Genomic DNA, 14033 nt, shown 5'->3' on the forward strand with positions numbered 1-14033 from the left:
TCGAGAAGTACTTTCCAATTGGTGATAAGTATTACTTATCGCCAACATTATCTAGCGAACGTCAATCGCTCCCACGGCGAATCCCTGAAACGCAGCCGCTGCCCCCGTCAATTCGGTACCAGCCAGCCAAACGAAGCTAAAGTCCCGCCGAATCTCCAGCCCCTTAACCGCAACGACCTTTACCGCTCCCAGCCGCAAGACCTTTCCCAGCGCCCAACGCGAAACAAACCCCACACCCAGCTCTGCCTCCACGCCCGAAATAATCGCTTCGGTCGAATCCAACTCCACCGCAACCTGCAAGGACCGCAGCGGCAGCCCCATCTTCTTCAAGGCCCGCTCCACCACCCGCCGCGATCCTGACCCGCGCTCTCTCAATAACAGCGGCACCTTCGTCAACTCCGCCACCTCAATCGCTCCGCCTTTGCGCAACACCCACGCATGATTCGGACTAGCAATCAGCACCATCTCGTCCTGCACCATGCGCTCAGTCTTCACATCCCGCCGCATCGCTGGCCCCTCAATAATCCCCAGCGCAACCTTCTTCTCCGCCACCGCCTCCACAATCTGTTCTGTATTCCCACTCACCAGGGAAAGCTTCACCTGCGAATGCTGCTTCAAGAACGCTCCAAGGATCCGCGGTAAAAGATATTGAGCCACCGTCGTCGATGCACCAAGCTTCAACGGACCCGCAGCCTCGTGATTCAACATGGCCAGCGCCCGCCTCGCCTCCACCATCGTCTCCGCAGCCGCATTCGCATACCCCAGTAGTACTCGCCCTGCTTCGGTCAGCGAGATCTGGCTCCCATGCCCTGCGCCTCTCGCACGGTCGAACAACTGCACTCCAACCTCCTCCTCCAGCGCATGCACATGCTGACTCACCGCCGGCTGGCTCAGATGCAACACCTCCGCCGCCTTGCGAAAGCTCAACTCCTCCGCCACCGCCCGAAACACCCGCAACCGAAAGTTCTCCAAACCCACTCCTCACCACGAACCAGACCCGCCACCCATCAGCATAAGCCCACCCGATAAAATCAACTCAACCCGTGTCCATCAACGAAGATCCCAACCCGGCCGTCAACCCTCTCGAATCCGCTACCATCGAGCCCCTCATCGCCCCTGGCATCGAACGCAACCCTCGCCGCAGCCTCTTCGCTCTCCTCCACCCCTCCTCGTCGCAGAGCGCCTTCTCCGCCACGCTCCTCCTCATGCTCTCCACCCTCCTCTCCGGAGTCCTCGGCCTCATCCGCACCAAGTACATCAACCGCATCTTCGGAGCCAGCCCCGAAACCGACGCCTACAACGCCGCCTTTCAGCTACCCGACATGCTCGCCTACTTCCTCGTCGGCGGGGTCGTCTCCATCTCGCTCGTCACCATCCTCAGTCGCTACCGGGCGCAAAACGACGAAGCAGGCGCAGACCGCGCACTCTCCATCATCCTCAACGCCATGGCCGCCGTGCTTCTCCTCGGCATCGTCATCGCGGAGATCTTCGCCCCCTATTACACCCACATCGCCTTCCGCGGCTTCGATCCCCATCGCGCCGCCCTCTGCACCGCACTCACCCGCCTCCTGCTCCCCGCGCAGTTCTTCTTCTTCCTCGGCGGAGTCTTAGGCTCCCGCCTCCTTGTCCGAAAGATCTTTCTCTACCAGGCCATCAGCCCGCTCATCTATAACGCCGGCATCATCGTCGGAGCTATCTTCCTCCACCAACGCTTCGGCATCTACTCTCTTGCCATCGGAGTGCTAGCCGGAGTCATCCTTGGCCCAGCCGCACTCAATCTCTACGGAGCCTTCCACGGCGGCCTCCGCTATCACCCCATCCTCAACCTCCGCCACCCAGCCTTCCTCGAATGGCTGCGACTCACCCTCCCTCTCATGATCGGCGTCTCCCTCGTCACCGCCGACAAGTGGATACTCAGCTACTTCGCCTCAAATGACGTAGGCGGCATCAGCCTCCTCACCGTAGCCAAGACGCTCTTCACCGCTCCCATGGGTATCCTCGGCCAAGCCGCAGGAGCAGCCTCGCTCCCCTTCTTCTCCGCCCTCTACAGCCAGAGTCGATTCGACGACTTCGCCAACGCCGTCAACCGCTCCGTCTCCCGAGTTCTAGCCGCATCCTTCCTCCTCGGAGCGTGGATGATCGCCCTCGCCAACCCAATCGTCGATCTCTTCCGCGGCGGCTCCTTCACGCCAGAAGATGCCCGCGCCACTGCGCTCTACTTCACTCTCTTCACCCTCTCCATTGCTTTTTGGGCCGCTCAGGGAATCTACGCCCGCTCCTTCTACGCCGCCGGCAACACCATAACGCCCGCCACCGCTGGGTGGATCGTCACCCTCGTCTCCATCCCCATCTACGCGCTTCTCTTTCACACCCTCGGACTCAAAGGCCTCACCATCGCCTCCGACATCGGTATCGTGATTCAAACCCTGACGCTGGCCATCCTCCTCAACCACCGCAAACTGGTCCGTCTCTCTGGACTCGAACTCCGCGAATTAGCCGGCGCACTTCTCGCCGCCATCATCAGCTTTGCCGGAGCAGCCGTCGTCGTCCATCTCATCCCCCTCCACCACAGCCACCTTCGCGATCTCATGATCATTGCCGCCGCCACCGCAGTCTGGGCCGCGTTCTCAATCGCAACCCTCCATCTAACCGGCTCAAAGCTCCTGCATCAAATCCGCTCCCGCATAGCCTAAGCCACGCGCACTCCCAACCAACAGGAGGGGATCTCTCCTCCGAGCAACGCGAGGACCAGGCGAAGCGGTACACAAGTCACGAAGTGACCGCCTCCCGCGCAGGGAGCCCGTCCGGCAGGACAAACCCCTTACTTAGCATCCTCATACTCTTCATTCCAAGCCGTCTGAATCGCCTCCAGAATCCCCTCACTCGACTTCGCGGGATCGCCGACAAATCCCGGCAGCCCCGTCACATACTTGTGCAGATCCGTAAACCGCACCGAATAGGGCTCGATCTCCGGATACTTCTCCTGCAACTGAATCCCAATCTCTTCCGCATCTGTCCAATCAAACTCAAAAGCCATAGCATCCCCCAAATAAACTAATCTCAAGCGGCAAAGAACCGTCTCATCGAAAGACTACAAGAAAACCTGCCACAGTTTTATGACGCATAACCACCAACCCGCTTCAATCCCCTGGTCCGCCTCCCTGCTGCGCCGCGACCTGAACGCCCGCGCCCAGCACCTCGCCGTCACAAGCAATCTTCTGCACGAGCAAACCACCGGCTCCGAGCCCAGCATCCTCTTCGGCCATGAAGACAAGGCAGAGCAAGCCCGTCACGGCAACTTCCATCCCGCCAGCTACGCCGCCATCTGCGCCAACCCAGCCTGGTCCCGTCGCCTCACCAAAGCCCACACCGCCCACCGCCGCGTTCGCGCACACGCTGACTGGCAGTGGAAGGAGCTCGACTGCGCCAACAGCTCCGACGCTCTCCTAATGAACATTTTTTGCCACCCGGGAATCTTCTCTAACGGCCACCTCACCCCCGCCGTTGCGAATCTTCTTGGCGTCCCCGCCGAAACTCAACCCAACTTCGGAATTCATCCCGGCATTCCGCTGAAAAAATCTCCTGCCAGTCGAAAGAAAACAGCCCACATCATCTATCAACAAGAATCGACCGCATCACTCTTCAACGACGCCGACATCCTCACAAATTCGCCACAAACGGAAGAGCAGCAGCATCTCAAAGACCGCACCGAGATCGATCTCCAACTTGGCAAACTCTTTGTCGAAGCCAAGCTCACCGAATCCAACTTCCAAACCGCCAGCCCGCGCCTCATCGAGCGCTACCGCGATCTCGAAACAATCTTCGCCATCGAACGCCTGCCCCACAAAATCATCGCTCCATCACCACACCCATCAGCAGAGGACTTCTCCGACCTTGAAGAGCGATCGCCCAATCCACCCTCACCAATCCCGACGTCTGCGCGTTCACGCACTGTCATCCAGGGCTACCAACTCATCCGCAACGTCCTCGCCGCCTTCGCGTCCAACGCATCCTTCTGCGTCCTCTGCGACGCTCGCCGCCACGACCTCGTCGAAACCTGGTACTCCATTCTCTCCGCTGTCCATCACCCCAACTTCACCTGGCGACTGAAGCTCCTGACATGGCAGGAACTGACATCCGTCCTCCCCGAAGACCTGCAACAATTCCTCGAAGCAAAGTACGGAATTCTTCCAGCGAAACCATAGACCAGGAGACCAGGCTTAAGCTCCCGGCCCGTGGCTAGGCTTACCCTCCTGCACATAGTTCCGATTCCACTTCGGAATCTCCACGACATATGTTCCCGGCTTCTCAATCACCGCCTGGCATCCCAGCCGCGAGTTCAACTGAATATCCGCCGCCGTCTCCATCCGGTCCAACTCCAGATCCTCCGCCTCGCTAATCCCCTGCGCGCCTTCCTTCACGTGGAGATGGCACGTCGTACAAGCGCAAACTCCGCCACACGCGTGATCCAAAAAGATGTCATAGTTCTCCGCTACATCCAGAAACGACATCGGCAGGCCGTGCCCTTCGTAGGGCAGCGTATCGAACGGGAACTCCACCGTTCTGCCCTCAGGCAAAAACGTCACGCGAACCATCCCGTCGCCCGCAGGCTTCGACAGATCCACAGCTTCAGCAACCTTCTTCGTCTCACTCATTATTCAGTCTTCCGTCGACTCTCCGGCCGTAGCCTCATCCTTAACTGATTCCTCAATCTTTGTCGCCTCAACATCCGCGTCCGAACGCGAACTGCTCACCTGCGCCTTCGCAAAGGGGTGAGGAGCCGTCGGTCCTTCTCCCATGCTCTCACCCGCCGCCTCCATCGTCTTGCCCTCAATCGCGCCCGACACCGCGTTATCCATCATCAACTCCGCAAACCTCCGCGTCGCCTTATCCAGCCGCTCGATTCCCGCTCGAATGTCTTTATAGTTTCTGCCCTGCACAGCCGCCTCTAAAAACGACGCCTGTTCCTCAATCTTCTCTATCTCCACACTCGTCAACATCTGCCACGCAGCATGGCTCTTGCCCTTCTTCACCGCACTTAGAATCGTCTCAGCCTCATTCTTCGCCTCGATCGTCTGCCGCTCCTGAATATCTGTCTCGGCGTTATCGAACGAGTCCAGAATCATCGTCTCTACCTGCTCATCTGTAAGCCCATACGTCGGCTTCACCTCGACCTCAGCCTCCTTGCCGCTTCTCTGCTCCCGCGCACTCACGTGCAGAATCCCGTTCGCATCGATCAGAAACTTCACCTCGATGCGCGGCAGCCCCGCCACCATCGGCGGAATCCCCTTCAGATCAAAGCGCGCCAGCGACCGGCAATCCTTCGCCAACTCCCGCTCTCCCTGCACCACGTGGATCGCAACATTCGTCTGTCCATCCACGCCCGTCGTAAAGTGCTCCGTCGCACTCGCCGGAATCGTCGAGTTCCGTTGAATAATCTTTGCCACCACGCCACCCAGCGCCTCAATCCCCAGCGACAACGGAGTCACATCCAGCAGCAACAGATCCTCAAGCCCCGATCCCGACACAGCCCCACCAGCAAGAATCTGCGCCTGCACCGCGGCCCCCAGCGCCACCACCTCATCCGGATTCAACTCCGTATGCGGCTTCTTCCCACGAGCACCCATCTCAAACAAATCATCCACCAGCGCCCGCACCGCAGGAATTCGCGTCGACCCGCCCACCAGCACCACCTCATCGATCTGCGCCGCGTTCAACCCAGCGTCTTTCAAAGCCTGCCTGCAAGGTCCAGCTGTCCGCGCAATCACGTCGGCAATCAAGCCTTCAAACTGCTCTCGCGAGATCTGCCGCTGATACCTCTTCGCGGGCTTCCCATCGACCGGCGGCAGCTCAACATTCAACGTCGCATTCTTCGCACTCGAAAGCAGAATCTTCGCCTCGATCACAGCCTTGCGCACCGCCTGCACCGCTTCACCATTCCCGCGAACATCCACACCCAGATCCCCGGCAATATCATCCAGCGCAATCGCAATCATCAGGCTGTCGATATCGTCCCCACCCAGGTGCGTATCCCCACCCGTCGCCACCACCTCAAAGATCCCCTCATGCAGCTTCAAAATTGAAACGTCAAATGTCCCGCCGCCAAAGTCATACACCGCAATCAGCCGGTCATCCCCATTGGCGCTCTCGGCAGTTTTCTTATCCAGCCCATAAGCCAGCGCCGCAGCTGTAGGCTCGTTCACCAGACGCAGCACCTCCAGCCCGGCAATCCGTCCCGCATCCTTCGTAGCCTGACGCTGCGCATCATTGAAGTAAGCCGGAACCGTAATCACCGCCTTCGTCACCGGCCCGCCAAAAAACCTCTCCGCATTCTTCTTCAGCTGCTGCAGCACATAAGCCGAGATCTCCGGCGGCGTCAGCATCAACCCGGCCACACTCACCTTCAGCACCTCACCCGGCCTCAAACCCTCCGCCAGCTTGAACGGAAACAGCTTCAGCTCCCCCTGCACATCCTCAATATCCCTGCCCATCAGCCGCTTAGCCGAGTACACCGCGCTCGCCGAGTCCGCCATCAACGTCCCCCGAGCCGCATTCCCCACCATCACCCCGCTATCGGTCCACGCCACCACCGACGGCACCAGGCGCTCACCGTCCTCGCCGGGGATCACCACCGGCGCACCATCCTCCATATATGCCACCAGGGAGTTCGTCGTACCCAGGTCTATCCCGACAACACGCCCGATCCCTACAACCCGCTCCTCCGCCATCGCTTCAAATCCCCTATTCGTCCATCTTCTATTGTCCTACAATCGCATCACCGGCAGAGCCACCCACGGCCATCTCCTTCAGATGACTCACAACTCGAGACAGATGCATGCTTTACCTGGAGCACATTCCCCATCCCGTCCTCGCACCCTTCGTGAAAGCCCTCTGGTACGTTCGCGACCCCCGCGCCACCCACCGGCACGAGCGCGTCCTCCCCACCGGCCGAGCCCAGATCGTCCTCTCCCTCGCCCGCGACCATCTCACCGACGCCAACAACTTCGCCAATCCCCTCAATCACTCGCCCGCCGGCATCTTCCTCGGCATCTACTCCCGCTACCAGCAGATCGACGCCATCGACTTCACCGAACTCATCGGCGTCGTCTTCCACCCCGGCGGCACCGCTGCCTTCTTCCCCGACAACGCCCACGTCTTCACCAACAGCGAAACCGCACTCAGCGATCTCTGGGGCCGCGCCGCCGACAACCTCCGCAACGAGCTCCGCGAGGCTCCCACCCCCAAACAAAAGTTCGCCCTCCTCGAATTCGCCCTTCTCACTCGCCTCTCCCTCAGCAGACAACAACGTCGCGACCCCATCCTCCACTACGCCCTGACCCACCTCGACGCCTCGCCCGGCACCACCACCATCGCCGAGCTCACCCGCACCACCGGCCTCAGCCCCCGCCGTCTCTCCGAGCGCTTCAACCAACACATCGGCATCTCTCCAAAACTCTACTGCCGCATCCAGCGCTTCCAGCAAGCCATCCAGCAGATGCATCGCGGCGCCGACATCCCCTGGGCCGAGCTCGCCCTCGCCTGCGGCTACTACGACCAGTCCCACTTCGCCAACGACTTCCGCGCCTTCTCCGGCCTCAGCGCCACCGACTATTCCACCACCAACCGCATCTGGGCCAACCACATCCCCCTCGATTAGCATGAATTTCATTTGCGACCAACGGGAGCACCAACCGAAGGGGTATACACGTCACGAAGTGACCGCGCCGCGCGCAGCGGGCCCGTCCGGCAGGACATCTCTCTTTCATCACGCCGATTTTTCCAAGACCATCCCCCCGCAACATGGCATCCTTCCAACCATGAACACTTCAATCAGCAGCACACACTCCACCATCATCCCCAGCCTCCGCTACCGCGACGCCCTCGCCGCCATCGAATGGCTCGTCACCGCCTTTGGCTTCAAGAAACAAGCCGTCTTTGTCGGCCCGGACAAAAAAACCGTCCAGCACGCCCAACTCACCTTCGGCAACGGCATGATCATGCTCGGCTCCGTCGACAACGGCGGCGAAGCTGGCAAATTCATGGTCCAGCCCGACGAGATCGGCTTCCGCGAAACGCAGGGCGCGTACCTCGTAGTCCCCAACGCCGACACCATCTACGCCACCGCAAAAGCCGCCGGTGCCGAGATGATCATCGACATCCGCGACATGGACTACGGCGGCCGCCACTTCTCCTGTCGCGACCTCGAAGGTCACACGTGGGGCATCGGCACCTACGATCCCTGGGCCGAACCAGAGCTCAAACCAAAGCCCTAGCCACCAAACGCTCATCCCGACCAACGGGAGGACCCAAGCACCTCATCCTCCCAAACCGGCATACACGTCACGAAGTGACCGCTCCACGCGTAGTGGGCCCGTCCGGCAGGACTGTTCTTAAGGCCATCCCAGCGCCGTCATGATACCGTCTCCAAATGGAATTAAACCCCTACGCCAAAAACCTCGACGGCAACGACCCCATTCCCGTCCTCGCCAGCACCTCCAAGCGCCTCCACACCCTCACCACCGGCCTTACCTACGCCCAACTGACCACCCCACCCGCCCCAGGCAAGTGGAGCATCACAAACATCGTCACCCACCTCGCCGACACCGAACTCGTCTTCTCCTTCCGCCTCCGTCAGACTCTTGCCCCCGCGCTCGACCAGCCCCACCACATCATCCAGCCCTTCGACCAGGACGCCTGGGCTCAGCGCTACGCCGTCTACCCTCTCGAACCCGCGCTCGCTCTCTTCGACGCCATCCGCAACTGGAACCTCCTCTTTCTCGCCACCGTCTCCGACGACGACCGCCACCGCCCCGCAACTCACCCCGAGCGAGGCACCATGACCCTCTGGACCATCGTCGAAACCATGGCCGGCCACGACCTCAACCACCTCCAGCAACTCGAGCGCCTCGCTCAAATAGGCCTCTAACTCTTCTTAAATCCAACAGAGGACTGTGCTACGAAAAGCCCAATCCTCTGCGCTCAAGTAGCTGCAGCGGTAACAACTTACTTGGCTAATCCAAGCCGAAGATGACGCTCGATCAAACGTCATAAACAACGCCGTCAACCTTCACCTTTGAGCACCAGAAACAGTGTGCAATATCCTTGCCAGGTATCAGCTCTGTAAGGTCGAGTCGCCGCCATCGATGGATCCCCAAACAGCAGAGCAAACCTAACACTACGCTCGCTTCATGCTCTCTGTGGGGCCACAGCTTAGCTGCATGAGCCGCAATCTCAGAATCCATCATAGTTGGTATCCTTTCAGGAGCATGGATTAGTCAAGTGTGTATCCACCGCTGCAGCGGCTAGCGCAAGCGAATGGTAGTCCCTAAGATAAGTCCCTGCTATGTGGCTTCCAAGCCGAAGGCGTTTCCGTCCTGCCGGTTGAAATAGAGGCGCTTATACCCGATCTGCGCCGTCGCATCTTTGAGGATTTTGTATCCAGCGCCATAAGCAATCTCCCAGGTCGGGCTCGAACCGCCTCCTCCGGCATCACCAATCAGAAATACACCAATCTTTGGTGTGACTCTGGCAAGCAGGCGCGCGCATCCCGTAACGTCGGCCCAATCATTTGTGCCCGAATAAAAAGCTTGGCCAAGTGGTCCAGCGTTGAAATTCGAATTCGCACCGAGATGGTAGAAGCGGAATCCACCGAGTACATCCGCAGTGAAGTGCTTCTGCGAATAGACGCGGTAAGCGAACTCCGGCGTCAGCGTAAACGTAGTTGTCGTCAGCTTCACCTGCACTGGGAGTGGAAGCTGAAGCACCGGGACAGCAGCTTGATCGCCGACGCGCACAAAGAGAAGATCGGTAAGCACGCCCACACGACCGCGGCGAACCTCGCCCAATCCCATAAACCCGACTTTGAGGTTGCTGAAAATGTCACCAAACGACTGGTGTACTGCAGCATCATGACCCAACAGATTCAGGTTTCCATCAAGCCCGGCAAGCCATAGATAGGGTGAAACACTCACATGCCAGACATCGTTATCAAATGTCGGCTCCTGTTGCGGAGATTCCACTTCTATCTGTGCGTTCGCCGTCAAAGAAAGCAGAGACAAAACCACGCAAGACAGGACGGCAACTGGGCGACTGTTGACTAAAGAAATCATCGCTCTTCACCCTCACCTCCGCTGCGCACCATACTACCCGAATGCTCCCGGCATCTCGCCGCCCGACAATTGCAAACTGCCGCCCAGCCCAAAAACCCGGCAAAAAAGCTTGTCAACCCCCCAAACGCGAAATACCCGCGCCAATCCAGCACATTCGCGTGGCGTATCAGTTATGTGCGATCCGCTATAATCGATAGAGAAGAGAAAAAGCCTCGGCAGTCAGCCGGGGCTTTTCTCTTTTATTAGGCTAAGTCCAGCGCCTGCACGTATTTGCAAGCAAGTCGTTTGATATGACGTATTTGCGAGGAGTTACCCGGCGTAAACCGTTCATAATGGGGAATTTACGCGCGGCGTATATAGGGGGGTACCCCGGAAAGGGAAGTCAACGATGCACACCCGCGCCGGAGCCTACATATCCAAAGCCTCATTCACATCCCGCACCAGGTTCCGCAGATAGCTCCGCTTGTTCAGCAGCACCACCATGGCGTCCTTCGCCCGAAGCTTCGCCCCCTCATCCCCGGCATCCACACCTGCGTCCCAGGCCGACCACAGCCCCTCCAACTCCGCCTGCGTCTCCACCATCTTCGCGTCGAAACTGTCCTTCGCCGTCATCAGGTCGCGCCGCAGCTCCGGCTCATCCTCACCCATCTGGTTGGCCGCGCGCATCTCCTGCAGCTGCATGTTCAGCTCAAAGACCTCCTCCAGCAGCTCCGGAGGCACAATCTGCTTCTTCTGTTCACCCGAAGCCCGCGCCGCATCGGTCGCCGTCTTCGACTGCTCTTCCAGCTCAACTCCTTCAAGCCCAAGCAGGTATTGCGTCCGCGCAATCGGATCCTTCAGAGTCCGGTAGGCATCATTCAGCAGCGAACTCTGCGCCAGTGCCGCCTCCTGCTCCGCCACCGGCTTCGAAGCGAAGCGATCCGGATGCAGCTTCCGGCTGAGCACATAAAACTGCTTCTCCAACGCCACCACATCCAGCGTCAGCTTCCGCGGCAGATCAAAAAAGGAGAAATAATCCTGATGGCTCATGCGGCAGGAACAGTGACGAGTTCCGCATACGACGCAGCCTCTGGAACAGGCAGTCCATCTTCGATCAATCCCGCAATATGGATCGCGATTCCCTCAACGATCAGCCGGTGTGCCTCCTCGCGGCTGTCGCCAACGACACCGAGACCCGGGAGGTCGGGCACATAGGCTCCCCACCCACCATCCTTTGCACGCTCGTAGATGACGGTATATTCGCGCATGGCTCTATTTTAGACCTGCCTGCCGAAGAATACTCTTCAGCGTGCCCTCTGGAACGTCTTTCCCGCCTTTGCCTGCGACCGTGGTCCGGCCCGGCTTCGTGGGATGCTTGAATTGCTGATGGCTGCCGGTCGTTTTGTGAAGATACCAGCCGTCCTGCTCAATGAGTTTGATGAGATCTCGATAGTTCATAAATGCGCGCAGCACACAACAAAAGAGGCAGTCATGATTCAGACAATAGTCTTTAGGCTTTCGAAACGGGTTCTTCTAATTCAGCGCCATCTACGCCGTAAAACTCGACCCGCAGCCACAGCTCTTGGTCGAATTCGGATTGATGAAGTTGAACCCCTGCCGCATCAGCGTCTCTTCAAAGTCGAGCACCATGCCATGCAGATAAATAAAGCTCTTCGGATCGACGAAGATCCGTATCGCCTTCCCGTCGGTCGGATCGCCGGCCGTAGCCAGCCCCTCGCCAAACGCATAGACGCGATCCCGCTCCCGAGGCTGCGTATCGAAGCGAATGTTGTAGCTCAGACCCGAGCAGCCGCCACCCTGAATCCCCACCCGCAGTCCACCCTGCTCCGGCGAAACGCCTTCCTTGGCCATCGCGACACGAATCCGCTTCAGCGCCTTCTCGGTAATCTGAATGCCCTTCTGGCCCGCCTCCTGCCCCTGCGCCGTCAGCACGTTCATCCCCGCCAGAGGATTCTTCGCCTGGCCTGAGGCTGCAGCCTGCTGGGCCGCCTCCATCTCCGCCGCGGTTTGTAGAGTCACCATCGCCATAGTGCCATCACTCCCTACCAACAGAACACGGTAGCGGCGCGACTAAAAAATGCGCCGCTACCGTTGTTCCCAACCCTTTACCGCCGCTCAAAACCTAGTGAGCAACAGCAACCGACGCCGTCTCGGCAACGTTGTTCTTCTTCTTCCAATCGCCGATCGCCGCACGAATCGCGTCTTCCGCGAGCACCGAGCAGTGAATCTTCACCGGAGGAAGCGCAAGCTCCTTCACAATGTCTGTGTTCGTGATCGCCAATGCCTCGTCGATCGTCTTGCCCTTCACCCACTCCGTCGCCAGCGAAGAAGAAGCAATCGCCGACCCGCAGCCGAAGGTTTTGAACTTGGCATCTTCAATCACGTTCGTTTCGGGATTCACGCGGATCTGCAGCCGCATCACGTCGCCGCACTCCGGCGCGCCTACAAGCCCAGTCCCAACCTCGGCCGCGCCCTTGTCCAGCGTGCCAACGTTTCGTGGATTGTTGTAGTGGTCTACGACCTTATCGCTATATGCCATCTTATTCTCCTGTCTCTACCTTGTCCGATTCCAAACTCTAATGTGCAAATGCCGCCGAACTAATGAGCAGCCCATTCAATCTTGGTGAGATCAATACCTTCCTTCACCATCTCATACAAAGGCGAAAGCTCTCTCAGCTTCGAAACCACGTCGATGACCTTGTCCGAAACATAATCGACCTCAGCCTTCGTGTTGAAGCGCCCAAGACCGAACCGGATCGAGCTGTGCGCCACATCGTCGCCCAGACCCAAAGCCTTCAATACATAAGATGGCTCAAGCGTCGCCGAGGTGCAAGCAGAGCCTGAAGAAACCGCAATATCGTTGATTCCCATCAGAAGGCTCTCGCCCTCAACATAGACGAAGCTCATATTCAGGTTGCCCGGCAGATGATGCGCCATGTTGCCGTTCACATGAACGTAGTCCAACGCCTTCTCAAACTTGGCCTTCATGTAGTCGCGCAACTCCTGCTCGCGCTTCGCCTCGGCCTCCATCTCTTGCCCGGCGATCTCGCAAGCCGCGCCAAGGCCAACGATACCCGGAACATTCAGCGTGCCCGACCGCATCCCGCGCTCATGACCACCGCCGTTGATCTGCTCCGAGATCTGCACTCGCGGATTACGGCGACGAACGTACAGCGCCCCCACACCCTTCGGCCCGTAGACCTTATGCCCCGAGAGTGAGAGCACATCGATGTTGTCCTTCTGCACATCCACCGGAATCTTACCCACAGCCTGCACCGCATCGGTGTGAAAGATCACACCCTTCTCATGACACAGCTTGCCGATCTCGGCGATGGGCTGAATCACCCCAATCTCATTGTTGGCATACATGATCGAAACCAGGATCGTCTTATCGTCGATCGCACGCTTCAGATCCTCAAGATCAATCAACCCATCCGCCTGCACAGGCAGATAAGTCACGCGATAGCCCTGCTTTTCGAGCTTCTTGCACGTATCCAGAACTGCCTTGTGCTCGGTCACCTGCGTGATGATGTGGTTGCCGCGCTCGCGATACATCTCGGCGATTCCCTTCAGCGCGAGATTGTTCGACTCGGTCGCACCGCTGGTGAAGATAATCTCCTTAGCGGTCGCGCCAATCAACTTGGCTATCTGTTCCCGCGCCTTCTCCACCGCCTGCTCGGCCTCCCAGCCAAACATATGATTGCGGCTCGCTGCATTGCCAAACACCTTGCCGAAATAAGGCAACATCGCATCCAGGACCCGCGGGTCCATCGGTGTCGTCGCGTGATTGTCCATATAAATCGGCAGCGTTACGCCAGCCGGCAGTGGTTCAGAGGACTCGCTGATCACTACGCCGCTATTGCTCATCTCGTTGCTCATCGTATCTCCCAAATCTCCCAAACTAATGCTTCTGACTCGTCACTC

16 protein-coding genes are annotated in these 14033 nt (G+C 58.8%); 5 read left to right on the forward strand and 11 right to left on the reverse strand.

Going from position 1 to position 14033, the window contains the following annotated elements; all coding sequences use genetic code 11:
* Nucleotides 1–51 precede the first annotated feature (51 nt).
* A complete protein-coding gene (locus tag RBB75_RS05755; protein ID WP_179639728.1) occupies nt 52–972 on the reverse strand; it encodes a LysR substrate-binding domain-containing protein in 921 nt (306 codons plus the stop codon).
* A gap of 71 nt (nt 973–1043) precedes the next feature.
* Between RBB75_RS05755 and murJ the strand changes: the two genes are divergently transcribed.
* Nucleotides 1044–2693, forward strand: a complete 1650-nt coding sequence (gene murJ / locus RBB75_RS05760; RefSeq protein WP_353069837.1) for a murein biosynthesis integral membrane protein MurJ — start codon at nt 1044–1046, stop codon at nt 2691–2693.
* Between the two features lie 128 nt (nt 2694–2821).
* On the opposite strand, the gene iscX is transcribed toward murJ, so the two are convergent.
* Nucleotides 2822–3037, reverse strand: coding sequence for a Fe-S cluster assembly protein IscX (iscX, locus tag RBB75_RS05765; RefSeq protein ID WP_179639729.1), 216 nt, complete (start codon nt 3035–3037; stop codon nt 2822–2824).
* 79 nt (nt 3038–3116) lie between these two features.
* Between iscX and RBB75_RS05770 the strand changes: the two genes are divergently transcribed.
* Entirely contained in the window at nt 3117–4205 is a 1089-nt protein-coding gene (locus RBB75_RS05770; RefSeq protein ID WP_353069838.1) for a PGN_0703 family putative restriction endonuclease, read from the forward strand.
* 15 nt (nt 4206–4220) lie between these two features.
* On the opposite strand, the gene RBB75_RS05775 is transcribed toward RBB75_RS05770, so the two are convergent.
* Nucleotides 4221–4655 (reverse strand): 2Fe-2S iron-sulfur cluster-binding protein, encoded by a 435-nt coding sequence (locus tag RBB75_RS05775; RefSeq protein ID WP_179639731.1) that lies wholly within the window; start codon nt 4653–4655, stop codon nt 4221–4223.
* 3 nt (nt 4656–4658) lie between these two features.
* A complete protein-coding gene (gene hscA, locus RBB75_RS05780) occupies nt 4659–6728 on the reverse strand; it encodes a Fe-S protein assembly chaperone HscA (protein ID WP_353069839.1) in 2070 nt (689 codons plus the stop codon).
* Between the two features lie 107 nt (nt 6729–6835).
* Here hscA and RBB75_RS05785 point away from each other — a divergent pair, with 107 nt between their 5' ends.
* From RBB75_RS05785 to RBB75_RS05795, 3 genes are all read left to right on the forward strand, one after another.
* Nucleotides 6836–7657 (forward strand): helix-turn-helix domain-containing protein, encoded by an 822-nt coding sequence (locus tag RBB75_RS05785; protein WP_179639733.1) that lies wholly within the window; start codon nt 6836–6838, stop codon nt 7655–7657.
* Between the two features lie 160 nt (nt 7658–7817).
* Nucleotides 7818–8273 (forward strand): VOC family protein, encoded by a 456-nt coding sequence (locus RBB75_RS05790; RefSeq protein ID WP_179639734.1) that lies wholly within the window; start codon nt 7818–7820, stop codon nt 8271–8273.
* A gap of 155 nt (nt 8274–8428) precedes the next feature.
* Nucleotides 8429–8926 carry a DinB family protein gene (locus tag RBB75_RS05795; protein WP_179639735.1) on the forward strand — a complete coding sequence of 166 codons (498 nt, stop codon included), beginning with the start codon at nt 8429–8431 and terminating at the stop codon, nt 8924–8926.
* A 415-nt stretch (nt 8927–9341) separates the two neighbouring features.
* Here the strand turns inward: RBB75_RS05795 and RBB75_RS05800 are convergent, their stop codons facing one another.
* From RBB75_RS05800 to RBB75_RS05830, 7 genes are all read right to left on the reverse strand, one after another.
* Nucleotides 9342–10109 carry a hypothetical protein gene (locus tag RBB75_RS05800; RefSeq protein WP_353069840.1) on the reverse strand — a complete coding sequence of 256 codons (768 nt, stop codon included), beginning with the start codon at nt 10107–10109 and terminating at the stop codon, nt 9342–9344.
* A gap of 408 nt (nt 10110–10517) precedes the next feature.
* The gene (hscB, locus tag RBB75_RS05805; protein WP_179639737.1) at nt 10518–11138 is read right to left on the reverse strand and encodes a Fe-S protein assembly co-chaperone HscB; all 621 of its coding nucleotides are present in this window, start codon (nt 11136–11138) and stop codon (nt 10518–10520) included.
* Nucleotides 11135–11356: a type II toxin-antitoxin system HicB family antitoxin gene (locus RBB75_RS05810; protein ID WP_179639738.1), complete on the reverse strand. Its 222-nt coding sequence runs from the start codon at nt 11354–11356 to the stop codon at nt 11135–11137. The genes hscB and RBB75_RS05810 overlap by 4 nt, the downstream gene beginning before the upstream one ends.
* Before the next feature lie 4 nt (nt 11357–11360).
* Nucleotides 11361–11546 (reverse strand): type II toxin-antitoxin system HicA family toxin, encoded by a 186-nt coding sequence (locus RBB75_RS05815; protein WP_179639739.1) that lies wholly within the window; start codon nt 11544–11546, stop codon nt 11361–11363.
* A gap of 90 nt (nt 11547–11636) precedes the next feature.
* Nucleotides 11637–12137 (reverse strand): HesB/IscA family protein, encoded by a 501-nt coding sequence (locus RBB75_RS05820; protein WP_179639740.1) that lies wholly within the window; start codon nt 12135–12137, stop codon nt 11637–11639.
* 94 nt (nt 12138–12231) lie between these two features.
* On the reverse strand, nt 12232–12648 hold the full coding sequence (iscU, locus tag RBB75_RS05825; RefSeq protein WP_179639741.1) for a Fe-S cluster assembly scaffold IscU: 417 nt from the start codon (nt 12646–12648) through the stop codon (nt 12232–12234).
* A 59-nt stretch (nt 12649–12707) separates the two neighbouring features.
* The gene (locus RBB75_RS05830; RefSeq protein WP_434557147.1) at nt 12708–13988 is read right to left on the reverse strand and encodes an IscS subfamily cysteine desulfurase; all 1281 of its coding nucleotides are present in this window, start codon (nt 13986–13988) and stop codon (nt 12708–12710) included.
* Nucleotides 13989–14033 lie beyond the last annotated feature (45 nt).

This window comes from Tunturibacter empetritectus, assembly GCF_040358985.1.
GTDB classification, from domain to species: Bacteria; Acidobacteriota; Terriglobia; order Terriglobales; family Acidobacteriaceae; genus Edaphobacter; species Edaphobacter empetritectus.